The organism is Sporanaerobacter acetigenes DSM 13106, from assembly GCF_900130025.1.
Classification (GTDB): domain Bacteria; phylum Bacillota; class Clostridia; order Tissierellales; family Sporanaerobacteraceae; genus Sporanaerobacter; species Sporanaerobacter acetigenes.
The window spans coordinates 49427-75679 of the sequence record NZ_FQXR01000012.1; the positions used below are offsets into that span (position 1 = coordinate 49427).

14 protein-coding genes and 1 pseudogene are annotated in these 26253 nt (G+C 31.4%); all 15 read right to left on the reverse strand.

Going from position 1 to position 26253, the window contains the following annotated elements:
• The 15 genes and pseudogenes from BUA21_RS11045 to BUA21_RS11115 all read right to left on the reverse strand — a co-directional run bounded on the left by BUA21_RS11045 (position 1) and on the right by BUA21_RS11115 (position 26246).
• Entirely contained in the window at positions 1-1377 is a 1377-nt protein-coding gene (locus BUA21_RS11045; RefSeq protein ID WP_072744896.1) for an MATE family efflux transporter, read from the reverse strand.
• A 112-nt stretch (positions 1378-1489) separates the two neighbouring features.
• Positions 1490-3738, reverse strand: a pseudogene (locus BUA21_RS15365) (bifunctional dihydroorotate dehydrogenase B NAD binding subunit/NADPH-dependent glutamate synthase).
• 181 nt (positions 3739-3919) lie between these two features.
• Entirely contained in the window at positions 3920-4501 is a 582-nt protein-coding gene (locus tag BUA21_RS11060) for a xanthine phosphoribosyltransferase (RefSeq protein WP_072744899.1), read from the reverse strand.
• Positions 4502-4610: 109 nt separating this feature from the next.
• Positions 4611-13106 (reverse strand): GH36-type glycosyl hydrolase domain-containing protein, encoded by an 8496-nt coding sequence (locus BUA21_RS11065; protein WP_234973710.1) that lies wholly within the window; start codon positions 13104-13106, stop codon positions 4611-4613.
• Between the two features lie 26 nt (positions 13107-13132).
• Positions 13133-15568, reverse strand: coding sequence for a sugar phosphate nucleotidyltransferase (locus BUA21_RS11070; protein ID WP_084604269.1), 2436 nt, complete (start codon positions 15566-15568; stop codon positions 13133-13135).
• Between the two features lie 129 nt (positions 15569-15697).
• On the reverse strand, positions 15698-17389 hold the full coding sequence (locus BUA21_RS11075) for a phospho-sugar mutase (protein ID WP_072744901.1): 1692 nt from the start codon (positions 17387-17389) through the stop codon (positions 15698-15700).
• A gap of 23 nt (positions 17390-17412) precedes the next feature.
• Entirely contained in the window at positions 17413-18600 is a 1188-nt protein-coding gene (locus BUA21_RS11080; protein WP_072744902.1) for a M20 metallopeptidase family protein, read from the reverse strand.
• Between the two features lie 73 nt (positions 18601-18673).
• Entirely contained in the window at positions 18674-20389 is a 1716-nt protein-coding gene (locus BUA21_RS11085; RefSeq protein WP_072744903.1) for a sensor histidine kinase, read from the reverse strand.
• Positions 20386-21066: a response regulator gene (locus tag BUA21_RS11090; RefSeq protein ID WP_072744904.1), complete on the reverse strand. Its 681-nt coding sequence runs from the start codon at positions 21064-21066 to the stop codon at positions 20386-20388. The genes BUA21_RS11085 and BUA21_RS11090 overlap by 4 nt, the downstream gene beginning before the upstream one ends.
• Positions 21067-21076: 10 nt before the next feature.
• Positions 21077-21733: a phosphate signaling complex protein PhoU gene (gene phoU / locus BUA21_RS11095; protein ID WP_072744905.1), complete on the reverse strand. Its 657-nt coding sequence runs from the start codon at positions 21731-21733 to the stop codon at positions 21077-21079.
• Between the two features lie 22 nt (positions 21734-21755).
• Complete coding sequence (pstB, locus tag BUA21_RS11100) at positions 21756-22505, reverse strand: phosphate ABC transporter ATP-binding protein PstB (protein ID WP_072744906.1); 750 nt, start codon at positions 22503-22505, stop codon at positions 21756-21758.
• Complete coding sequence (pstA, locus tag BUA21_RS14565; protein ID WP_132996287.1) at positions 22498-23316, reverse strand: phosphate ABC transporter permease PstA; 819 nt, start codon at positions 23314-23316, stop codon at positions 22498-22500. Before pstA ends, pstB begins: the two co-directional genes overlap by 8 nt.
• Positions 23317-24174 (reverse strand): phosphate ABC transporter permease subunit PstC, encoded by an 858-nt coding sequence (pstC, locus tag BUA21_RS14570; protein ID WP_132996288.1) that lies wholly within the window; start codon positions 24172-24174, stop codon positions 23317-23319.
• 12 nt (positions 24175-24186) lie between these two features.
• A complete protein-coding gene (locus BUA21_RS11110) occupies positions 24187-25086 on the reverse strand; it encodes a substrate-binding domain-containing protein (protein ID WP_084604270.1) in 900 nt (299 codons plus the stop codon).
• A 323-nt stretch (positions 25087-25409) separates the two neighbouring features.
• Positions 25410-26246: a CsxC family protein gene (locus tag BUA21_RS11115; protein ID WP_084604271.1), complete on the reverse strand. Its 837-nt coding sequence runs from the start codon at positions 26244-26246 to the stop codon at positions 25410-25412.
• Positions 26247-26253: the final 7 nt, after the last annotated feature.

A 26253-nucleotide genomic window follows, 5' to 3' on the forward strand; every position in this document is an offset into this window, starting at 1 on the left:
TTATCTTATACTTATATACTTCCACTTTCCTGTCCTAAATCTAATATAAATAACTACCCACCTTGCAAACTGGTCAACAAACATAGCAATCCAAGCCCCTATTAGACCCATTTCCAAAACATTTACAAACAAATAAGCAAATAATACCCTTAAAACTAGTACTCCAATAAAAGTAGCTACAAGAGTCCAAACCGTATCTCCCGCACCTCTAAGCCCACCAGCTATAATTAATTGTGAAGACTGAAAAGGTTGAACAAAAGCAATGACCTTTAATATAGTTGAAGCACTTTTTATTATTTCAGGATCTTGAGTATATAAACTTACAATTTGGGCACCAAAAAAGAAAAATACTATTGCCATTGTTGTTGAAATAATAGAACCTATCTTTCTGGATTCTTTGATATAATTTTCAGCTTCATCCAATTCATTGGCCCCAAGGCTTTTTCCTACCAATGAAGAAGCTGCTATACCAAAAGCCTGACCAGGAGTAAAAGATAATCCGAGTATATTTAAGCATATTTGATGAGTAGCAAAAGCGACAGTTCCAAGTGAAGCAACCATCTTTACAAACAAAAGTACTCCTACTCTGAAAGCTACTTGTTCCAGTGAGGCTGGAACACCTATTTTTATAAGATTATAAATTATATTTTTATCGTATTTAAAGTGGTTTTTTAAATTAACTTTTACAGCACTGTCATTTTTCAATATATATCTACCAAGAAAAATGCTAGCTATAATATGGGATAAACAAGTAGAAATTCCAGCACCAGTAACCCCTAATTTAGGAAATCCTAAAAGTCCATATATAAGAAGTGCATTTCCTATGACATTTATCATATTTACTTTTAAATTTATTTTCATAGGAGTTTTAGTATCTCCAGCTCCCCTTAACACTGCGGATATTGAAAGATTAAAAGCTTGAAATATAAATCCAATCATTATTACTTTAAAATAATTGTGACCAACTTGTATTGCATCCTGTTCAGCCCCCAAAAATCCCATTATATTTTCTGTAAAAAGCATTCCCAATATAAATAGTGGTATCACCAACAAAACTAAATTTAATAATACTACATGCCTAATTACAGTTTCAATTCTATCGTATTTTTTAGAGCCGACATACCTAGCTACCATAGCAGTACCGCCTACGTTTAGAGCTTGCACAAGGGACAATCCTATAAACAGTGGTTGATTAGTAATTCCAACTGCTGCAATAGATGCAGCTGCTATTTGAGGATTTTTTATCCTACCTAGCATCATCATATCAATCATACCAAAAAGTGTCCCCAAGAAGAGTTCAACCAATACAGGCAAAGCTATTTCTAATACATCGTTTTTAGTTTTTTTAACTTGATTTTTCCCATCACAGTCTTCCATAAATACCACCTCTTTAAAATTTCGATACCCTAAATATTATATCATATTTTTTAAAAAATAAAAGAAGGCTAAAAAACTTTAGTCTTCTTTTATTGTCAAAATTTATGACTTACTATTTGTTTATATATTCATCTATAGCAGCTGCAGCTTCTTTTCCTGCACCCATAGCTAAGATAACAGTAGCTGCACCAGTAACTGCATCTCCTCCGGCAAAAACACCTTCTCTTGATGTCCTTCCAGATTCATCTGCTACTATACATCTTCTTTTATCTACTTCAAGACCTTTAGTTGTTGAAGGAATAAGTGGATTAGGTGATGTTCCAAGAGCCATTATGACAGTGTCTACTTCAAATTCAAATTCGGATCCTTCAATAGGTTCTGGTCTCCTTCTTCCAGATTTGTCAGGCTCGCCAAGTTCCATTCTTACACATTTAATCCCTTTTACCCATCCTTTTTCATCTCCAACTATTTCTATAGGATTGGTAAGAAGTTCAAAGTTTATTCCTTCTTCTTTTGCATGATGTACTTCTTCTGCCCTCGCTGGAAGTTCTTCTTCTGATCTCCTATATACTATCCATACTTCTGCTCCAAGTCTTTTTGCTGTCCTTGCAGCATCCATTGCGACATTTCCTCCGCCTACTACTGCAACTTTTTTACCAACTTTTATTGGTGTATCATATTCATCTTTAAAGGCCTTCATGAGATTGTTTCTAGTAAGGAATTCATTTGCAGAAAATACTCCGTTGTAATTTTCTCCAGGTATTCCCATGAACTTAGGAAGTCCAGCTCCGGACCCTATAAATACTGCATCATAATTGCCTTTTTCAAATAAATCATCTATTGTAATAGTTCTTCCTACTATTACATTTGTTTCTATTTTTACTCCTAGTTTCTTTAGATTTTCTATTTCATGTTTGACAACGGTATCTTTAGGAAGTCTAAATTCAGGAATTCCATATACTAATACTCCGCCTGGTTTATGAAGTGCTTCATAAATGGTTACATCATAGCCTTCTTTTGCTAAATCCCCAGCACAGGTAATTCCCGCAGGACCTGAACCTATGACCGCTACTTTGTGTCCATTTTTTTCTTTAGCTGTTGCTACTTCAATATTGTGCTCTCTTGCCCAGTCTGCAGCAAATCTTTCAAGTTTTCCTATAGCTACAGCATCTCCTTTGTTTCCAAGTACACATTTAGACTCACATTGTGATTCCTGTGGACATACCCTTCCACAAACTGCAGGAAGTGCAGTATATTTTGCAAGTACTTTAGCAGCTTCAGCAAAATTTCCTTCAGCAATTTCATGAATGAATTCTGGAATATTTACTGATACAGGACATTTTGTCATGCATTGAGGGTTTTTACAATTTAAGCATCTCTTTGCCTCTGCTACGGCTTCTTCTTCTGTATATCCAAGACAAACTTCCTTAAAATTGTGACTTCTAACTTTAGGTGCTTGCTCCGCAATAGGTGTTCTCTTAAATCTATCCATTATTTAGCACCTCCTTGTTGACATTTACAAACATGTTGTCCACCTTTCTCTGATTCTTCAGATTTATATTGAGTTTGTCTTCTAAGTGCTTCATCAAAATTTACAAGATGACCATCAAATTCAGGTCCATCTACACAAGCAAATTTTGTTTCGTTTCCAACAGACACTCTACATGCTCCGCACATTCCAGTACCATCTACCATGATTGGGTTAAGACTTACAATAGTCTTAATTCCAAGTTCTTTAGTCAATTTACATACAAATTTCATCATTATCATAGGTCCTATACAAACAATAAAATCGTATTTTTTACCTTGATTTTTCACAAGATCTTCAATTAAATTAGTCACCATACCTTTGAATCCATAGCTTCCATCATCTGTTGCAACATAAAGATTTCCTGCTACTTTGCTCATCTTTTCTTCAAGAATGACTAATTCCTTAGTTTTAGCACCTATAATTACATCTACATCTATTCCTCTTTCATGGAACCATCTAGCTTGAGGATATACTGGAGCAGTACCAACTCCTCCTGCTACAAATAAAACTTTTTTCTTCTTTAGTTCATTTAGGTCTTCATTTACATATTCCGAAGGTTGTCCCAATGGTCCTACAAAATCTTCAAAATAATCTCCTACATTGTATTCTGCCATTTTCTTTGTTGAACAGCCTGTAGATTGAACAACAATAGTTACAGTTCCTTTTTCCGTATCATAATCACATATAGTCAAAGGAACCCTTTCTCCTTTTTCGTCAGCTATTACTATTACGAACTGACCTGGCTGTGCTGATTGTGCTACCCTAGGAGCCAAAATATCCATCGAAAAAATATTTGGTGCTAGATTCTTTTTGTCTACAATTTTATACAATTGTCACCCTCCCTTATTTGTTAACACAAATATTATTATAACATTTTATACATTAAATTAATGACTATTCATAAACTAAAATACGACTATTTTCTACAGCACGTGACATATCCACACAAGGTTAATTTTATCATAATTTATTTACTTGTTCAATGACTTTTACAATTACATTTTTTTGAAATTAATTTCTTTGTTCTCTAAATTCTATACGTCCATTTTCTAAACTATCAATGATAACTAGAGAATCAACTCTAACCCCATCATTTCTAAGCAAATCTCCACCTTTTTGAAATCCCTTTTCTATTACAATACCTGCTCCTACTAAATTTGCATTTGCTTGTTCTATAATATCCTTTAATCCCAACAATGCCTTTCCATTTGCCAAAAAATCATCTAATATAAGTATATTATCTCTTTTATCTATGTATCTTTTAGAAACTCGTATTTTATAATTTTTCTCCTTTGTATAAGAATAAACATTGCTCTCATAAGTTTCTTTATCTAAGTTTCTTGATTCCGTTTTTTTAGCAAAAACCACAGGAACATGAAAATACTGTGCAGTAATACATGCGATAGCAATTCCAGAAGCTTCTATTGTCAATATTTTATTTATATTTTCCTCTGCAAATCTCTTTTTAAATTCTTTCCCTATTTCATTAAGCAGTTCTATATCTAGTTGGTGATTTAAAAAACTATCTACTTTTAAAATATCTCCATTCTCAACTCTGCCTTCCCTGAGTATCTTTTGTTTTAATAGCTCCATTTTTTCACTCCTTTCTCTCATCGTTATCCAATGAAATTTTATAATAGTTTATATAAAAAATCAATTAATAATTGAAATAAGCTAAAGAAGATTTATCTTTAGCTTATTTTTATACAAGCTCTACTTGAACAAGATGCATTTTTTTATCGTTGACCAAATTTATATATTCTTCTTTTATATCACGACCATCTATTTGCATACGAATTTCTCCGCCATTTAATTTATGTGGATTCTTGACCTCAATAGTATAAACTGTATCAATATATTTATACTCAATACTGTATGAACTCCAATCTCGTGGAATACAGGGTTTTATATACAATTTATCATTTTCCACTCTAAAACCTAAAATGTGTTCAAGACCTATTTTATATATCCAACCTGAAGAACCTGTATACCAACTCCATCCTCCTCTACCTGTATGGGGTTCTACTCCATAGATATCTGCAACTATTACATAGGGTTCCACTTTATATTTAGAACATTCTAGCTGCGTACGTGTATGATTTATAGGATTTATCATATTGAAAAGTTTAAGTGCCTTATCCCCCTCTCCCATCATAGCAAAAGCACCTATTACCCAAGCTGCTGCATGGGTATATTGAGCTCCATTTTCTCTTACCCCTGGCACATAACTTTTAATATATCCTGGATCCAAAACGCCATCTGAAAAAGGTGGAGTTAAAAGAAGAATCATCCCATCTTCTTCTCTTACAAGATGTTTCTCAACTGATTCCAAGGCCTTTTTGTTTTTTTCTTTTTCTCCCAAAGAAGATATAATCGCCCAAGATTGAGAAATAGAATCTATTCTACATTCATCATTTTCTTTAGAACCAAGAGGAGTTCCATCATCAAAATATGCCCTCAAATACCAATCTCCATCCCAAGCGTTTTTCCCCATAGCAGCCTTTAAATCATACAATACTTCTTCATATTTTTTTGCCCTTCCTTCATCTTTTTTATATCTACATATAGGTATAAAATCTTTTACTATACTTCCTAAAAACCATCCAAGCCAAATGCTTTCACCTTTTCCCTTATATCCAACTTTGTTCATGCCATCGTTCCAATCTCCAGAACCCATGAGAGGAAGTCCTCTTTCTCCAAAATTAAGAGATTTTTCAATAGCTCTAATACAATGTTCATACACTGTACCAACCTCGCTAGAAAGACTTGGCACTTCATATCTTTCTTGTTCTTCTAAACTAAGCATTTCACTTTCTATAAAAGGAACTTCTTCATCTAAAATTGAATAATCTCCTGTAATATTTACATATTCTGTAGTAGCATAGGGCATCCACAGTAAATCATCCGTATATTTAGTTCTAATACCCTTATGGATATCTGTCATAGGTGATGGATGCCACCAATGCTGTACATCCCCTTCTTTGAATTGATGCTTGCATACATTTAGAATTTGGTTTCTACACTCATCAGGGAAAGCATATATAACATTCATTGCATCTTGCATTTGGTCTCGAGCTCCATATGCCCCTCCAACTTGATAAAATCCTGCTCTTGCCCAAAGTCTTGAAACCACAGTTTGGTATATAAGCCAATGGTTCATCAATAAATTCATAGAAAGATCTGGAGTTGATACTTTTATGGTCTCCAACTTTTCCTTCCAATAATTTTTTACCGCATTTAAAGCTTCTTTAGATTTTTCTACATCTTTATATTTTTTTACTAAATCATATCCTGATTCTATGCTTTGGCTTTCTGCCATCAACAAAACTATTTCACACTGACTTCCACTTGGTATACTTAATTCCACTTCTATAACACTGCAAGGATCATATCCTAGACCAGTTTTATTAGAAAGAAATTCTTTTTTTAACCCTTCTGGCTTCCCTAATGAGCCAAAGGAGCCTAAAAATTCACTTCTATCCCCAGTAAAGGCCTTTATCTTTGCAGAAGAAGCTATAAATATGGTGCTATCTTTAAACTCAGTATTTGTGGAATTTTTAATTAGAAATATATCCTCAGTTTCATCCATGTAAGTCTCAATATTTTTAGCCGTTATTTCATCAGTCACTCCCAATACTGGTCTTATATAATATGCTAATGTCAATTTTCTTTCAATATTAGAATTATTTTTCAATTTAATTAGATTTATTTTAATATTATCTTCTAAAGGCACATATACATCAAGTATTTGTTCAATTCCATAACTATAATGATAAAATCTTGAATATCCTTGAGCATGAGTTATAATATATTCTTCTTTTTCTCTTATAGGTGATGGAGTCATAGTCCACATATGACCATCTTTATCATCACGTAAATATATTATTTCCCCAGGTATATCTGATATAGGGTCATTGTACCAAGGTGTAAGCTTGTTTTCTCTGCTATTATGAGCCCAAGTAAATCCAACCCCTGTTTCGGAAACTACAAAACCAAAGTTTCTGTTAGCTATAACATTTATCCATGGAAGTGGTGTATTTAAATCTTCTGTGAGTCTAATTGTATACTTACCATCTTCAGAAAATCCCCCATAACCATTAAAATAATTTAACTTTAATGGCACTTCTATCCTAGGATATTTCAAATTTTGTTTTTCAAAATATCTATCTGGAATATGATATGTCAATTTCTTTTCTCTGACAAAACCGTCTTCACAATTTATAATCATTGTAGCCCATTTAAATAGCAATGCCCTATCTTCAAAAGGCATATTTATTTCGTTTCTAATAAATATACCACCACTTATATTTAGCATATTTCCTCTATATTCATATACTACTTCTTGTATACTTTCAAACAGTGGTTGATAATATATACTTTCATCTTCATTTAGTATGACTAAGTCTAAGGATACTCCTTTGAAAGCCCAATATCCATGAGCCTTTAATATTTCTTTTAACGTATCTAATCCTTCTAATGTTTTTATTCTCACAAGTACTATAGGATTATCTCCAGATATTCCATAGACCCAAAGGCCTTCTTGTCCTCTAGTGTTTTTCTTTATGATATCTTCATATCGACTTTTATTCCCATTTCTCGGAAAAATTATTTTAGATAGCAATTTATCGTAAAATTTTATTTCTTCTTGACTATAATTTAAATATCCTATTTCTGTTTGGCTTCTAGTATAAGCCAGTTCAAAAGCACGAGATAAGCTTATCTCATCTCTATATTTTTGTGAAATATCAATAGCCTTTTCTTTACTTTCAGAAAATCCAGTCACAAAATAAATGTTTATACTATCTCCACTTTTGATTTTAATCCTTTTCTTAAGACTCATAATAGGATCAAGTACTGAGCCTACAGTATTAGTCAAATCTTTATATAGACAATTTGGATTTGTGATATCATTTCCCCTACCTATAAAATTTCCCCTATTGGTTTCATATTGAAAACCTTCTTGACTACTCTCTTCGTCTTTTACACTATGAACTATCCATGTTGGGTTCATAGCTTCATTTCTTTTTTTTCTATATCCAATTAGTGCTTCATACTCTGGTACAACTTCTGTTTTGACAAACAAATTGTTGAAAACCGGATGTGCCATATCGGATTCTAATCTATCTCCCACCAATTCAAAATAACTCATAACTTCTATTAGCACATCTTCATCTCCGTTGTTGGTTAATTTTATTTTTCTTATTTCTCCTTCATCTTCTGAAAGTAGTACAATATCCATTTTAGTTTCAATAAATCCATCTTTTCTATAAAAAGTAACTTTATCATTAGAAAACTTTACATTGTACTCATCAGGTTCAACTCTCGTAGGCTCGTAGGTAGCAGACCAATATTTGTTATGTGTTAAATCTTTAATGTATATAAAACTTCCATACTGTCTTGTATGAAAATCTCTTCTCCATCTATTTAAGAATATATCATCTTTCTTGGAATAACCTGAGCCTCTGTTGGTAATCAAAAGGGAATAATTCCCTGATGAAAGAATATGACATTCTATTTCATCTAACTGTTTTTTCCCATAGGACCTCACTGCATACATTTCCTTCTTTGTCTTTATATATTCCATGTCAATTGTATTCTCTTTTTCTTTGGCAACTATTATATCCGTTGGAATCTTTTCTTGTAGCAATGTCTCCCCAATCTTGATTTGAGGATTTCTATGAAATCTATCAATCAAAATATCATCATTCAAAAAATTATTTATGGCTAAAAATATCATCCCTTGATGATGAGTCATATAACTTTTGACAATAGCTTTGTTCATATTCTGGGGCAATCTTTTACTTGTATAGTCTATAGCTTCATATAGACCATACTCTCCATTCATATTTTCTCTTAAAAGATTATTTATATTTAGTGATACATATTGAGGAGCAAAGTTTAATGCAAGCATAGATGAATAGGGGGATATAACTAAATCTTCCTTTAAGCCTCTTTTGAAACCTAATTGAGGAACCCCAAAAGCTTTATATTGATAATTTAAATTCACATCAAAGGCAAAAAAACCTGATTCGGATATACCCCAAGGTATTTTCTTTTTCTTGCAATATTCCCTTTGTATTTTTATGGCAGTCTTATATGTTTCATCTAGCAAAGTGTTTTTATAATTTTTCATGACCAAAGATGGCATTAGATATTCAAACATTGTTCCTGTCCATGAAGCAAGACTTATATAACCATTTTTAACTATCAAAGATCTCCCCAACTTGAACCAATGTTTTTTAGGCACTTCCCCTCTACAAATAGAAATATAGCTTGTAATCCTAGCTTCTGAAGCTAAAAGGTCATAATATGAATCTAACAGTTTTTTATCCTCAACATTGTATCCTATTGAAAATAAATTTTTCTTTTCATCATAAAGAGGAGTAAATTCAGTTTCACCAATGAATTTGTCAACCTTGTCTATCAAACTTTCTGTTTTTGAAATTAAATCACTTACATTTTGGTACAATAACATTATTTCTTGTTTTTTATTTTCACCTTTTACAAGTTTTAAACTTTCCTCATAATATCTTTGCAATTTGAGCAAAGAAGCTTCCCTGTCAATTTTTTCATAGCTATATTCTATAGTTTTTGACAATATCTCATTAGGCATAAAAGTACTATATTCATATATCAATGCATCCATCCTATTTATGCTATTAGCTATCCACTTATCTTTTGAACTTTCTTTTCTTTTTAAAACATCTTTGTATATAACTTTCAACCCATCCACATCATCGTCTTCAATCTTCTTTACTTGCTCAGCTATTTCAACTCTATCTGATTCATTTTCAATAAGATTGATTGTATCTAAAACCCCACAAAATAGTTTTTTATCTATTAAAGGTCTTTCTAGATATTCTTTAAGCCCTGAATTCAATACATAAAGATAAGAAACAAAGTTTCCACTATCTACTGTTGATACAAAATAAGGTCTTAAAGGCTGTAAAGTTTTTGTATTGTACCAATTGAAAAGATGTCCCTTCCACTTATCCATCTTTTCTATAGAATCCACAACTCTACTTATATAGCTAATCATTTCAGAAGTAGTTATATATCCTAAATCTCTTGCTGACAATATAGCCAAAAGCAAAAATCCTATGTTTGTAGGAGATGTTCTATATGCTACTCCATTGTAAGGAAATTCCTGAAAATTGTCAGGAGGCAAAAAATTGTTTTCTTCATTGGCAAAAGTTTCGTAATAATCCCAAGTTTTTCTAAGTACTTTCACAATCTCAGAAGTATCTATATGCTCTTTAGTTTCTACATCTGGAATACTAATGAAATAAGCAATCATTGGAGATAAAAACCACAATGCAGATATAAGCATTGCTAAATATATGTTTTGAATTTTAAAAACATATACCATAAGAATATTAACTATACTCAAAACCATACTGTTCTTCATTCGGATAAAATAACTTTTTAAATCATTTTTAAGTTTCTTTTCCATATCAAAAGCTGTAGTCCACTCAAGTAAGTTCTTTTTAGAGATAAATACTCTATAAAGAGTTCTGCAAATAGCATCTATCATAAGGAAACCTTCATAAGGTAAAAATATAATAGAAAGTATTCCCTGGTAAAAATTCCCTTTCAAGGCCGATATTTTATTTCCATGTAATGATATTCTCTTTCCATTTTTATTATATAAAATATGTCCTAGCGAAGATAATAAAAAAGGCAAAAATATTGTCAACAATACTATCCCTAAATAAATAAAAGTATTTCCCGGGAAAACTGAAAGCCCCAATATTGTGAGTAATAAAAGACTAGGTGCTAAAATACTTCTTCTTAGATTGTCCGCTATTTTCCACTTGGATAGTTTAGAAATACAATTATCCGAACTGTTTTTTAACCACCTTATTAGTTGCCAATCTCCTCGCACCCATCTATGAAGTCTCATTGTAAAAGAAATATATTTTTCTGGATACCCATCTATCAACTCAATATCTGTTGCTAATCCTACACGAACATAACTGCCTTCAAGTAAATCATGACTAAGTACTGAATTTTCTGGTATTGAACTTTCTAAGCATCTTTGGAAAGTTTTCAAATCATATATTCCCTTTCCCGTGAAAATTCCTTCTCCAAATAAATCCTGATAAATATCTGAAACTGCTGTAGTATAAGGGTCTATTCCCCCCTGCCCTGAATATATTCTTGTAAATAGAGATTTGTTTGAACTCTCAATATCTACTAGTATTCTAGGTTGAACAAGTCCATAACCTTCTTTTACAATATTATTTTTTTCATCAATAACTGCTACATTTAAAGGATGTGAAATAGTACCTATGAGTCTTTTGGCAGTCTCTAATGGCAATTTTGTATCTGCATCTAATGTGATTATATACTTTATATTGCCTTGAAGATGAGATACATCACTAGATATAACTGAATATGTTGTATTTTCCCTCCCTAGTAATAGTTCATTAAATTCAACTAATGCCCCTCTTTTTCTCTCCCATCCCATCCATCTATTTTGAATATCTGAATAAACTCTATTTCTATGAAAATAATAAAAAATTTTTTCATCCTTTGAATATTTATTGTTTAATTTTTCAATAGCATCTAGTCCAGCTTCTATTATCAAAGCATCCTCATCATTTTTTTCTAGTTTTGAATCCTTAAAATCTCCAGCCAAGGCAAAGTATAGGTTTTTTTCTTTATTTGACAGATAATGTATTTCTAACTGTTCCGCCAATTCTTCAACTCTTTTTAAATCTGTCAAAAGTGTGGGAATAACTATAAAGGTTTTCATGTCCTCTGGTATTCCAGATTTCAATTCAAGTTTTGGCAAAAGTACAGGCGAAAAAATTTTTGAAAATATTCTATTAAATATAGAAATAAAAATGGATACAAGTGGCACCCAAGCCACTAATCCAACTAAACTTGCCATCCCTAAATTGCTGTTTAAATAAACATATCTGCATATAAATATCTCAACTATCAATGTAGAAAAAATTATAGGTAGAGTATAATATTTTTCACTTTTTAGATAGATTCCACTTTTCCAATCTCTCTTCCCAAGGCTTGCAAATATTTCACTTCTACCTCTATCTATAATGTAAAACCCTACATGACTCTCTTTATCTCTCCTACCCTCACTATGTTTATCTTTAGCTAATTCTAATGCTTTTTTGGCAACAAAAGTTTCCTGAATATTTAAATTACGAGCCAGTTTTTCCACATGAAATCTATAATAGTTTTTAGATTCTTCATCCATATTTATATAAACATTCAATGGATCTTCTTTCAATATTTCTTCTACTATACATACAGAATCAAAAATATTTGTCCAGTCTAAATTTGATATGTTTTTCAAACTAATGATACAATTTCCAATAGCCATTTTTAAAGTAGCTTGCTTTTTATGTTCTTTTTCAATTATATTTTTAATACTAGTACCAAGATAATTCAGTCTTTTTTCAAGAATAGCAATATTTTGTATTTCTTCATTTTTTCTCATTCTAAAAAATAATCTTTGTAAAAATGATGGTTCCAAATTGAAATTGCTACCAAATTGGTTTTCTAAATTAGACAATGTTTTAAGGTCTACTGCATCTGCATTTCTCCATTGCTCATTTACATTGTAAATTTTTATACAAATGTTTTTTATATATTCCATCAGTGATAAGGTAAGCATAAGAGACAAATAAGATACTTCTTTTATAGTAAGAATATTTTCTTCTTGATAAGCATTGACAAAATCGACAAGAGGATCTTCAAGAACTACTCCTTCTGTGTGTGATACAAGCTCCAATGCAAGTACATAAGTTCTTGGATACCCTTTCAATGTCCCGCTTTCTAAAGTACTTAATTTAATCTCTTTTTCCCCTTCTAAACTCTGTCTTATTCTTTTATATTGGAGTTCTATAATATAAAAATTATCTAGCAGCCATTCAGAAGCCTTAGGCAATTCAAAATTTGCATTTACTTCTCTATTTAGTTTTAAATATATTTTCTCAATTTCTTCAAAATTTTTATCCAAATTATATAGTAAAAAATCTTTTACATCTACTCTTTTAAAAGAAGTATGACTTCTTCCCAATTCTTTCCCATGATTTATAAGTTCTTCTTTAGTCAGCAATACATCTTTTACTTCTTCAATAGAAATATGTTTTTCATTTTTTAGATAAGCTACTATATATGCTAACAGCAACAATAGCATTGAAAAAATTGAAATATACATCAGCCACATACTATTCATTCCTTTCAGCCACTAGTCTACCTGGAATCTTCTAGCATTTCCCTAATCTTTTCTTGATAAAAGCCCGACAATTCTTGAGCATATTCTTCGTTTAAACCTTCTGCATAAATATTAAACAATGGTTTTTCTTCATCTGGAAGAATCAATGCCCAGCCTTTGTCATCAACTATTCTTGCCCCTTCAATAGTTTCTATCCCGATTTCATTATCTTCTATGATTTTTCTAAGTATTCTTCCTTTTTCTTCCCATGGACAAAAAACCTTATTTTTCACATAATAATATTTAGGCAATTCGTCTACTAGTTTGCTCAAAGCTATTTTTTCTGATACTATAAAATCTATTATTTTCCCAGTGCCCCAGATAGCATCAAAATTTAAAATGTATTGATATAGACAGTTTCTATCCATTATTTCTCCTAATGTATCAGATAAATTGGTCTTGGTTATATACACTTTTCCATTGTATTTAGTTGCCATATTCTCTACAACTCTAGGAAAATTGTATGGAATAACAACTTCTTTCATTTCTCCACTTTTAAATCCCATAAAGAAAGAAAAAAGTGAGAATTTTTCTCCATCCAATATTCTTCCCTTTTCATCTATAAGTATCATATTCTCGCCATTTTCACTATATATAACTCCTAAATCAAATTTTTCTTCCCGTACTCTTTTAGATATTTTTTCATAAGGATGTGTATCGCTACTTACAACTCCGTCACAACCAATACTTTCTAAATATTTCTTTGCTAAATTTGAAACATTCACAGATGCAGAATGTATCAATACCTTTAAGTTTCGTCTTTTAATTTCAGAAAGATTTTTAAGAATCTTTTCTCCTTCATTTATATAAATAGACGAAAAATTATACATTCTAACTATATCCTCTACACTTTCTCCATTGCATCTCTTAAAATCTTCAATACCAAAAGCATTTTCAATTTTTCTCTCTAAATTTCTGCTGATATTTGCACCTCTTTCATCAATAATTTCTATATGTATTTTATTTTTGTCATGAGAATCCGACGTAACTTGTAATCCCCCATTGGTCCTAAAATGTTGTACTGCAAATCTACACATAGGCATAGAAGCATCTTTTATATCTATGACCTTTGAACCTGTAGACAAAATCCCAGATATCAATGAACTTTTAATAAGTTCTGATGAATTGTATTCATCACTACTTACGACAAAAACTCCTTTCCCAATTGTTTGGGAAGCAAAAGCTGAGCCAAGTCTTGAAGCAAATTCAGGAGTTATATCAATATTTATATATCCTTGAATATCTCTATTTCCAAATATGGTCTTTGAAACCTTCGAGCCCCAAATCAAGTTTTCATTTACTTTTACATCTTCCTCTATAAGTTTATGAGGCCATATTTTAGTATCTGGACCAACAATTGCTCCCGTCGATATAGTTGAAGATGATCCTACTACTGAACCTTCAAACAATTTTACTCCTTCCTTTACATTTACATCGTCACATACAATACATTTTCTTGCTTCCACATTTCTTGAAAAAAACACATTTTCCCACAATACAGATTTTTTAAGAGAACATCCAGAATCTATATAACAATTGTCACCAATAACTGTATATGGTTCTATTTTAGTTTTCCCTTTTATTGTGCAGTTTTCCCCAATGTAAACAGGGGAAATCATTTCTACTTCTCTTCCTATAAAAGTTCCATCCCCTATCCATACACCTTCTTCAATTTCTTTAGATTCAAATTTCATATAAATTTTTTTATCTAATAAATCCCTATGCGTTTTTGTATAGGAATTTATATCACCTATATCACACCAATAATCTTCGGTTATATATCCATACATAGGTATATTATCTTTTAAAAGTCTTGGAAACAAATCTTTACTAAAATCAAAGTTTTCTCCTTTTTTATAATAATCAAGAACTTCTGGTTCCAATATATAAATACCAGTATTTATAGTATCGCTAAAAACCTCACCCCAGCTAGGTTTTTCTAAAAACCTAGTTATTTTTCCATTTTCATCTGTGATTATAACTCCATATTCCAATGGAACAGGCTCTTTTTTCAATATTAAGGTCGCCTTTGATTTTTTATTTTTATGGAAATCTATAGCTTTGTGTAAATCTATATTTGTAAAAGCATCCCCACTTATAACTACAAAAGTACTATCTAAAAATTCCTCTGCATTCTTCACACTTCCTCCTGTTCCCAGAGGTGTTTTTTCTATGTAATAATTCATATTGACGCCAAAATCTTCGCCATTATGAAAATAATCTATAATTGATGAAGGCAAATAATGTAATGTTACAGCTATGTCCTCTATATCGTGAAATTTTAGAAGTTCTAATATGTATTCCATGACTGGCTTATTTAATATAGGGACCATAGGTTTAGGAATATGACAAGTAAGAGGTCTAAGTCTTGTGCCTTTACCTCCTGACATAATTACCGCTTTTATTTTAATCACTCCTTATCTCATTTTTGTTGCATACTTTATTGTTTGATATACTTAACAAATATATTCATGAAAAAAGAAAAACCGAGGACTAAACTGAATGTTCAGTTTAATCCTCGGCATTAAAATTAAATATTAAAATCAATTTACAGAATTTATTCTTTTCATAATAGCACTTTCCATATCTTCAATTTTTGCAAGAGAGCTTTCCATTGTATCTGCCTTTGAATAAATATATATTTTTATCTTTGGCTCTGTACCTGAAGGTCTTATAGCATACCAAGATTCATCATCAAATCTATATTTAAGTACATTGGATGGTGGAGTATCTGTATTTCCTGATAAATAATCAATAAGATTTACAAGTTTGCTATTCTTTATCTCATGAATTGGCTTAGCTCTAAAAGATTCCATTATTCTAGCTATTCTATTTTTCCCATCTATTCCTTCTAATATTATAGATATTTGTTTTTCTTTATAGTATCCATGTTCTTCGTAAAGCTCATTTAAAACATCTAAAAGAGTCTTTCCCATCTTCTTGTAATAAGCTGCCATTTCAGAAATAAGCATACTAGAGATGACTCCATCCTTATCCCTAACTATAGTATCATACACATATCCAATACTTTCTTCATACCCAAATATAAATGTATGCTCTCCCGTCTCATCAAATTCGTTGGCCTTGCCACAAATATGCTTAAATCCTGTAAGCGTTTCTACTGTGCCCATATTATATTTCTTTGCAATTGCCTTACTTAAATCTCCTGTAACTATTGACTTAACTATAACTCCATTTTCAGGCAAAGAATTTTTTTCATGTCTTGACATCAATACATAATTGACCAAAAGTGCTCCAGTTTGATTTCCATTTAGTGAAACATATTCTCCATCCTTGTCTTTAACCATACATGCAACTCTATCACAATCAGGATCTGTAGCTATAAGAATATCTGCATTTACATTTTTCCCTAAATTTTCAGCATATTTAAATGCCTTTGTATCTTCTGGATTTGGGTATCCAACTGTTGTGAAATCAGGGTCTGGATTTTCCTGTTCTGGAACTACAAATATATTGTTAAATCCTCTTTCTCTCAAAACTCTTCTAACTGGTATGTTTCCAGTTCCATTTAAAGGTGTATAAACAATATTTATATCTTTATCTATGTCATCATGTAGTGAAAGATTTTTAACTTTTTCTATATACTCATCATCTATTTCTTTTCCTATTATTTTAAGCAAACCTCTATCTAAAGCTTCTTGTCTATCTATAATATTTACATTTGAAAATTCTCCTACATTCTTGATATTGTTTGTGATTTTTTCTGCAATTTCATCAAGAATTTGAGAACCCTTTTCCCAATATACTTTATATCCATTATAATCTTTTGGATTGTGGCTTGCTGTTATGACAATACCTGAAATAGTTTTTAACTTTCTTATAGCAAAGGAAAGTTCTGGTGTTGGCCTTAAATCCTCAAACAAATAGACTTTTATCCCATTGGCGGCAAGAACTCTTGCTGCAATATCTGAAAATTCTTTAGAGAAATGTCTCACATCATAAGCTATGACTACTCCTCTATCCATAGTACTTTGTCCAAAAGATTTTATGGTATTTGCCAATCCCTGAGTTGCCAAAGATACAGTATATCTATTCATTCTATTTGTTCCCGCTCCAATTTTTCCCCTTAGCCCTGCTGTACCAAATGACAAATCAGTATAAAATCTGTCTTGAATTTCAGCCTCATCATTTTTTATAGCTTCCAATTCTTTTTTAGTTTCATCATCGAAATATGGATTACCTATCCATGTTTTATATTTTCCCATATATTCCATTTTTCTAGCCTCCTTGTATCTCACTACTCATTCAAAAAAGTAAGTACATTTTTAACTTGCATTAAAACTCCCATTTTTAAACAGTCCTCATCAATATCAAAATAAGGAGTATGTCCTTCGTGAATTATGCCCTTGTCTTGATTTCGTGAACCCAAATTAAAAAAAGCTCCAGGACATTCTTCAGCAAAGTATGCAAAATCCTCTACTCCAAAACTTGGATATTTTATATTGGCTACACTATCATTTCCAAATAGCTCCACAATATTATTATATACAATGTCTACCATGGTGTCATCATTTATTAAGGCATCATAACTTTTTCTTCTTATGACTTCTCCACTTCCCCCCATTGAGGAAGAAACTCCTTCAACAATATCTACTATTTTCTTCATGACATTTTCCCTTGAATCAGAATCAAGAGTACGTACTATTCCCTCAATCTCCACTCTATCAGCTATGACATTTCCAGCATCTCCTCCATGAATAGTACCAAGAGATATAACCGAAGAATTTCTAGGATCTACATTTCTACTAACAATAGTTTGAATAGAAACTATAACTTGAGATGCAATAGCTATTGCATCTACCCCCAAATGTGGATATGCTCCATGACTATTTTCACCATGTATAATGATTTTTATCATATCCGAAGAAGCATTCATCTGGCCATATTTTATGCCTATTTTCCCTACATCAATATCATTATATACATGAAGTCCAAATATACCATCTACTTTAGGATTTTCAAGAACTCCTTCTTCTATCATAGGTTTTGCTCCACCAGTAGTCTCTTCCGCTGGCTGAAATATAAGTTTTACATTTCCTTTAAATTCTTTTTTCAAATCATTTAGTACCTTTGCTGTTCCCAACAATATTGCAGTATGAGCATCATGACCACAGGCATGCATTTTTCCCCTGATTTGAGATTTATATGGGACATCTTTTCTATCCACTATAGGAAGAGCATCCATATCAGCCCTCAATGCTACAGTCTTTCCAGCTTCTGCTCCTTTTATAATTCCAACAACTCCTGTATTAGCTATTCCCTTAGTATAAGGGATACCCATTTCATCTAGATATTTCACTATTTTTTCACTAGTTCTATACTCTTCCATGCCCAATTCAGGATGCATATGAAAATCTCTTCTTAAAAGTACAACCCAGTCTTCAATTTCACTAACTCTTTTTTTCAATTCATCATTATTTATCATGAATCTTCACCCTCATTCTTTTATATATATACCTATTTTATCATCTATTATAGCTACATTTCTATCCATTTTTTCAGCTATTTTTTAATTGGATAAATGGCAATTCTATTTTTATTTTCGTTCCATGTCCAACTTGGCTTTTAAGATTTATGATACCATTGTGATATTCTACAATATGTTTCACTATAGAAAGACCTAATCCTGTACTTTTATTGCCTCTACTTTTGTCTACCATATAAAATCTTTCAAATACCCTTTCTTGAGCTTCTTTTGGAATACCAATCCCTGTATCTGATATTGTCAAAATAGTAGAATTAATTTCATCCTGTATTTTCACATTTACAGTGCCGTCTATTTTATTGTATTTAATAGCATTGTCTATAAGATTATATAAAAGTTCTTCCATCATACTCTTATCAGCTTGTACTTTGTTATGATTTCCCTCAACTACTATATTTATATTTTTTCCTTTTGCTGCAATGTCAAAATTTTGAGATATATTGTTTGCCATTTCATATAAATCTACGAAATCAAATTCTTTGCTAGAAAAATCTTCATCAAGTTTTGACAATCTAATGATTGAATCTATTAGTTCTAAAAGTCTATTTCCTTCTTTCCTTATAATTCCTGCAAATTTAACAGTATCTTCTTTGCTTGTAAGCCCTGATTCAATTATTTCAGCATAACCATTTATTGATGTAAGCGGTGTCTTTAACTCATGAGATACATTTGCAGAAAACTCTCTTCTCATTTTTTCAGCTCTATATTTATCTGTATTATTAACTATCAATATCATTACTCCTATAACCTTTCCATCATTTACAACTGGATTTATATAAACATTTAAATATCTATTAGATAAATAAACTAATATTTCTTTATTTTCTCCTGTTTTTAAAACTTTATCTAAGGTTTTATTTATTTCAATATCCCTTGACAGTACTATAAAGCTCTCTTTGTAGTAATCCTTATCATCTTTAGCATCTAACAATTTAATAGCACTATTGTTTAGTGAGACAATTTTCTTGTTTTCTTCTATAAGTATAAATCCTTCACTCATATTTTCAGTAATTGTCTCTATGGTATCTGCTTTCTCTTTTAATTCGTTTACGTATTTTTTAATCTCTAAACTCTGTCTATTGACAGCTTGAGTAAATGGCAGCAATTCATCATAAATTTCAAACTCTGACAAGTTTACCCCTGAAATTATTTTATCAATATTTTCTGTTGCCATTTTTATAGGTTTTAATATTTTCTTCGAAAGTAATGACGACATGAAAAATGACAAAAATATTACCAATAAAACAATAACAATTATTCCAGGCAATATACTACCCATGGCAGTAAAAATATTGTCATAATCCTGAGAAATTCTCAATATTGAACCATCAGAAAGTAATACAGAAAAATAATGAGTATCTTGCCCTAATGTGGTGGAATATCTAGTAGATTCACCAGTACCATTTCTTATAGCTTCTTTGACTTCTGGCCTTTCCAGGTGATTCTCCATCTTGCTTTGTTCCATATCAGTATCAAATAGCACTTTACCTTGAGAATTTATGATTGTAATTCTTATATTTGGACTCTTTTTTTTAATATTGATGAGATATTGAAAATCATCATATTTTATATGTTCAATTGTACCGGATATGGTATAAGCTGTGTTTTTTAAGGATTTCCATTCTGAATCAAGATAAAAATTATAAAAGATGACACTTATGAGAACAGCAGTTAGAATAGAGGATACAATTGCTAAACTAACAAAATTTAAAAAAATTTTCCTTCTCAATCTATGTCACCTACTTTATATCCAACATTTCTTACAGTTTTTATAAGCTCGCCATAATCTCCAAGCTTTTTCCTAAGAGTACCTATGTGTACATCTACTGTTCTAGTCTCTCCTTCAAATTCAAACCCCCATATTTGATTCATCAAATTTTCCCTTGTGTGGACTATTCCCTTATTTTTAAGCAAATAATACAATAGCTCAAATTCTTTATAAGTTAAATCTACAGAAATACCATCTACCGTAACTATTCTCTTTTTATAGTCCAATGAAACTCCATCCAGCGAGAATACCTCTTCTTTTTGTCTGGTTGAAGTACGCCTTAAAACCGCCTTTATTCTTGATATCAATTCCATTACTCCAAATGGCTTTGTAATATAGTCATCCGAACCCATATCAAGACCTTTTACTTTATCATACTCAGTTGATTTTGCCGTAAGAATAATCACTGGCAATTCTTGAGTATTTATATCCTCTCTCATTCTTTTTAATATCGTAAGTCCATCATCTCCAGGCAGCATAAGATCCAATATGATTAAATCCGGTTTAGAAGAATTAAGTTTTAAAAAAAATTCTTCTCCTTCTTCAAACCCTTCTGCTTCAAAACCACTATTTTTAAGTGCATATATAATTAGTTCCCTAATACTTTCATCATCTTCAACGCAATAAATTTTAGGCATATAATCACCCCTACATCTTTTCTTCTGATTTATGCATTCCAGTTATGGAAAACACCACCCATTCAGCTATATTTTCGGCATGATCCCCTATTCTCTCAAGGTATTTTGCTATCATCAACAAATCAATAGCTTGTTCTCCATTAGATGCATCCATTCTAATCAAGGATATGAGCTCATCTTTTATGGTAGCAAACAAATTATCTACTATATCATCATATTCAATAACTTCTTTTGCCAATTCTAAGTCTTTACTCACAAATGCATCTATGCTTTTATTAACCATTTTCATTGTAGCTTCTGCCATTTGAGGAATATGAGTAAGTTCTTTTATCAATTTATTATTTCCTATTCTCAAAATTATTTCTGATATGTCCTGAACTTGATCTCCTATTCTTTCTAAATCAGTTATCATCTTAAATATTGATGATATCAGTCTAAGATTTCCTGCTACAGGCTGTTGTTGAACTAACAACTTTAAGCATCTGCTTTCAATATCCTTTTCCATATTATCTATTTCATCATCATTATCAACAATTTTTTGTGCCAAAATCATATCTTTTTCTCTCAAAGCTATTATAGCATCTTGTATTGCTTTTTCCACAGCAGAACCCATTTCTATAAGCTCATTATTCAGTATTTCTAACTCTCTATTAAATCTATCTCTCATTTTAATCCTCCATTTGTGATTTTTAACCAAACCTACCAGTAATATAATCCTCTGTACGCTTATCTTCAGGAATAGAAAATAGAGTTTCAGTATCATTGTACTCTATTAGCTCTCCAGAAAGAAAGAAGGCAGTCTTATCAGAAACTCTAGCAGCCTGTTGCATGTTATGAGTTACAATGACTATAGTATAGCTTTCTTTTAATTCTTGGACTAAGTCTTCAATTTTAGCAGTAGAAATAGGGTCAAGAGCACTTGTTGGCTCATCCATAAGTAGCACTTCTGGATTGACAGCCAAGGCTCTAGCTATACAAATTCTTTGCTGCTGACCTCCAGAAAGAGACAGTGCACTTTTTTTAAGCCTGTCCTTTACCTCATCCCATATAGCACTATCTTTTAAGCTTTTCTCTACTATATCATCAAGAATTGCTTTATTTTTAATTCCATGAGTACGAGGACCAAAGGCAATATTGTCATATATACTCATAGGAAATGGATTGGGTTTTTGAAATACCATACCAACTCGTTTTCTCAATTGATTAACATCAATATGTTTATATATATCCAAGCCATCTAAAAAAATATTTCCCGTAATACTGCAATCGTCTATTAAATCATTCATACGATTTAGCGTTTTTAACAATGTAGACTTTCCACTTCCAGATGGTCCAATAAAAGACGTAATACATTTTTCTTCAATATTCATATTTATACCCTTTAAAGCATGAAATTTTCCATAATATAAGTCCATATTATATATTTTTATCTTATCCATTGTAATTCCCCTTTAACAATTTTTTTGTGAAATAAGATGACAATCCATTAATCCCTATAACTACAATCAATAGTATCACAGCAGTAGCATTAGCCTCGTTTGTATATAATCCTTCACTAGAAAGAGCATACATATGAATTGCAAGAGTTCTAGCTGAAGAAAACAAGCTATTTGGTATTTTAGGTACTGTACCAGCTGTATAAATTAAAGCTGCAGTCTCTCCCACAATTCTACCTATTCCAAGTATTATTCCAGACAATATACCAGGCATAGCTACAGGAAGTACCACTTTAAATATAGTTCGAAGTTTTCCAGCTCCCAGACCAAAACTAGCTTCTCTCAATGTATCTGGTACAGCCAACAGTGCTTCTTCAGTGGATCTGATTATCAAGGGTAAAATCATGATAGAAAGAGTAAAAGCACCAGCCAAAATAGAAAAACCCCAGCCCAAAGTAGTTACAAAGAACAATAGTCCAAATAATCCATATACAATAGAAGGTATTCCCGATAAAGTTTCAGTTGTTATTCTTATAATATTTACTAGTTTATTTCCATTTTTCGCATATTCCACAAGATAAAATCCTGAAAATATTCCTATAGGAACTGCAATCATCAATGACAAAAAAGTCATAATAATAGTAGTAACAATAGCAGGAAATAATGAAACATTCTCTGTAGTATATTCTAGAGCAAATAGAGATGGTTTAATATTGGGTAATCCCTTAACTAAAATATATCCTATAATTAAGAATAGTATTGAAAATGTAATAAGTGCAGCTAGTTTTATCATTATTCTAATTAATCTACTCATCTATACCACCTTTCTTTTTAATACAGAAAATATTCCATTTATAATCAAAATAAATATGAAAAGTACAACCCCTGTCCCAATAAGAGTCTCTCTGTGTAAATCAGCAGCATACCCCATTTCTATTACAATATTGGCTGTAAGTGTACGAATACCTTTTAGTATTCCATTTGGCATCCTAGCTTGATTTCCTGCAACCATCACTACAGCCATAGTCTCTCCTATAGCCCTACCTATTCCAAGAACTATAGATGACATAATTCCAGATTTTGCTGCAGGTAACATAGCAAATATAACAGAACGTTCATGAGTAGCTCCTAAAGCTACAGCTCCTTCATAATAATCCTTTGGAACCGCTCTTATAGCAGCTTCAGAAAGGCTTATAATAGTTGGAAGTATCATTGTAGCCAAAAGAATAGATGCAGTCAGTATACTATTTCCTGTTCCTCCAAATATATCTCTAGTCAACGGAACCAATATTATAAGACCAAAAAATCCGTAAACAATTGAAGGTATTCCTGCCATAAGATTTATAGCTGGTTTTAAACATCTATAAAGTTTTTCAGGACAAAACTTTGCCAAATAAATAGCTGTAAGTATTCCTATTGGAACTCCCAACAATATAGCCCCCCCTGTTACATAAAGGGAGCCTAATATCATTGGAAATATACCAAAAGAAGGGGGAATATTGGTAGGAGACCAGTCCTTTCCAAATAAAAATTTGAAAAAGCCAATTTCAACAATAGCCGGTATACCATTAGCAAACATAAATACACATATAAGAATCAGCGAAATTATAGAAATACTGGCTGATATGAAAAATATTATTTCCATGAATTTTTCTTTAAATTTAAATTTCATATTATCCCTACTTTATTTATTTATTTCACTCCATTTAGTTATCTCACCAATAAATATTCGTCTTATATTTTCTTTGGTTAGATTTTCCACGGCATTTTCATTGTTTACAATTACGGCTATTCCATCTATTGCTATAGCTGTACTTTTAAGTTCAGCACTTTCACTATCTTTTAATTCTCTTGAAGCCATTCCTATATCTGCAGTTCCATCTATTGCAGCTTTCATACCTGAAGATGAGTCGCTTTGTTGTATTTCTATTTCCCCATTGGGGTTTATCTCTAAATACACTTCTCTAAGTTTTTCCATCAGTGGAGTAACTGAAGAAGAACCTGCCACTACTATTTTACCTGAAGGTTTGTTCCCACTATATGGACTTGTATTTTCTTCTATTGCTATATACTTGTTATTTTGTACTACTTCCTGCCCTTCACTACTCATTATGAAGTTTATAAAATCTTTAGCCAATTCACTTAGATTATCTTTTGTTGCAATATTAAAGGGTCTTGCAATTTTATAGCTTCCATTTTTAATATTTTCTACAGTTGGTGCTATTCCATCAATATTTATGGCCTTTACTGTATCATTTAAAGAACCTGTAGATACATAGCCTATAGCATATTCATTTCCTGCAACAGTAGTTAAAACGGTATCTGTTTTCATTTGTGTAATTGCTTCTTTTGTAGTCTTATCAATTTTTGTACCATCTTGAGCTTTTTCTTCTATTTCAAAAAGCTCTACAAACGCTCCTCTTGTACCTGAGCCCTCTTCTCTTGTCACTGCTACAATCTCATTTTCCAAATCAAACGCTCCATTATCTTTGCTTACATCTTTAGCTTTATTTTCTCCTGTACATCCTGATAAAAGACCAACAACCATAATAATCAACATCACAAGACTTATAAGCTTTTTCATCATATCCACCTCATCTTTTTATTTTGTTTACATTTATATATTAAATCAACATTGTAAAATCTAATATTTCCTATATGTAAAATCTATGTAAAAATAGATTTTATGTATTAAAAAAACTTATATAGCCGAAAAGACACCTCTTAAATTTAGAGGTATCTTTTCGGCTATAAATGAATCGAGGAAATTGCATTCTATAACTGGAACAGTTCGAGTCACAGTTTTTTTATCACAAATTTTGATTTTAGGCATAATATAAAAGTGAATATATATCTTATAGTAAATTGATAGGGTATGCGGCAACATACCCTATCAGAAAATGGCAATTAACTTTCAGTTTTAGTTTCAATTACTTCTTTAGTTACACAATCACCAGTGGTAGGAGAAATTCTAACTTGCCTTTTTTGTAAAACTTTAATTGTGAGTTCTATAACCATTTTTTCTTCAATTTCAGTAAATTCTCTTTCTTCAAAAGGAATATCAACATTAGTAGGAGCAGTACGATTTATATATTCGTCGAATTCATAAATATTGCTATATAATAATTCGCAGAATGGAAGTTCGTTGAAAAACTCCTCGCTTTGTTGATTAAACTCTGATAGATCACCTGACATTAAACGATCTTTCTCTGCAAAAGTGTCTCTAGGCAGTTCTTCTTCTCTGAGGTATTCAAATTCATTCCTACTGTTAACAAGTAAACTTTGTGGGTTTCTAAAGAAAGTAACAGGTGTTGTACATTCAAAAGGAACATCTATAGTGCAATGATGAATTTCTCCACATACTCCATCAAGACTAGAACAAGTTCTAGTAGAGTAATCAATATTTTTGCGGACAAACCCTCTTATAAAGAGTATATTAGTAGGTTGTAGAAGCAAACATTGAGTTATTTTTAATCTTTTTTTAGCATCTTTAATTTCGAGAGCTGGTTCTGGTAAATTAATTGTTGAATTGACAAAGAATCTAACTCTTAATTGAGCTAAAACAACAGGTATTTTGGCTATAACACCACTTGTAATTCCAGATGGTACCAATGGTGTATTTGGACAATCACCTAAATCTCTACTATCAACATCAACACAAACCTGTTGTGTTGGATTACATCTACACTTATCATCATAAACTTCAATATTACTTACTTTTGCCGTTTCAATTTTATCACTCATTTTAGTA

Coding starts and splice junctions, on each gene's coding strand:
- BUA21_RS11115 (WP_084604271.1), bottom strand. CDS start 26,246: ATGAGTGATAAAATTGAAACGGCAAAAGTAAGTAATATTGAAGTTTAT.
- BUA21_RS11090 (WP_072744904.1), bottom strand. CDS start 21,066: ATGCCTAAAATTTATTGCGTTGAAGATGATGAAAGTATTAGGGAACTA.
- pstB (WP_072744906.1), bottom strand. CDS start 22,505: ATGGATAAGATAAAAATATATAATATGGACTTATATTATGGAAAATTT.
- BUA21_RS11065 (WP_234973710.1), bottom strand. CDS start 13,106: ATGTGGCTGATGTATATTTCAATTTTTTCAATGCTATTGTTGCTGTTA.
- phoU (WP_072744905.1), bottom strand. CDS start 21,733: ATGAGAGATAGATTTAATAGAGAGTTAGAAATACTGAATAATGAGCTT.
- BUA21_RS11075 (WP_072744901.1), bottom strand. CDS start 17,389: ATGGAATATATGGGAAAATATAAAACATGGATAGGTAATCCATATTTC.
- BUA21_RS11080 (WP_072744902.1), bottom strand. CDS start 18,600: ATGATAAATAATGATGAATTGAAAAAAAGAGTTAGTGAAATTGAAGAC.
- BUA21_RS11110 (WP_084604270.1), bottom strand. CDS start 25,086: ATGAAAAAGCTTATAAGTCTTGTGATGTTGATTATTATGGTTGTTGGT.
- BUA21_RS11045 (WP_072744896.1), bottom strand. CDS start 1,377: ATGGAAGACTGTGATGGGAAAAATCAAGTTAAAAAAACTAAAAACGAT.
- pstA (WP_132996287.1), bottom strand. CDS start 23,316: ATGAGTAGATTAATTAGAATAATGATAAAACTAGCTGCACTTATTACA.
- BUA21_RS11060 (WP_072744899.1), bottom strand. CDS start 4,501: ATGGAGCTATTAAAACAAAAGATACTCAGGGAAGGCAGAGTTGAGAAT.
- pstC (WP_132996288.1), bottom strand. CDS start 24,174: ATGAAATTTAAATTTAAAGAAAAATTCATGGAAATAATATTTTTCATA.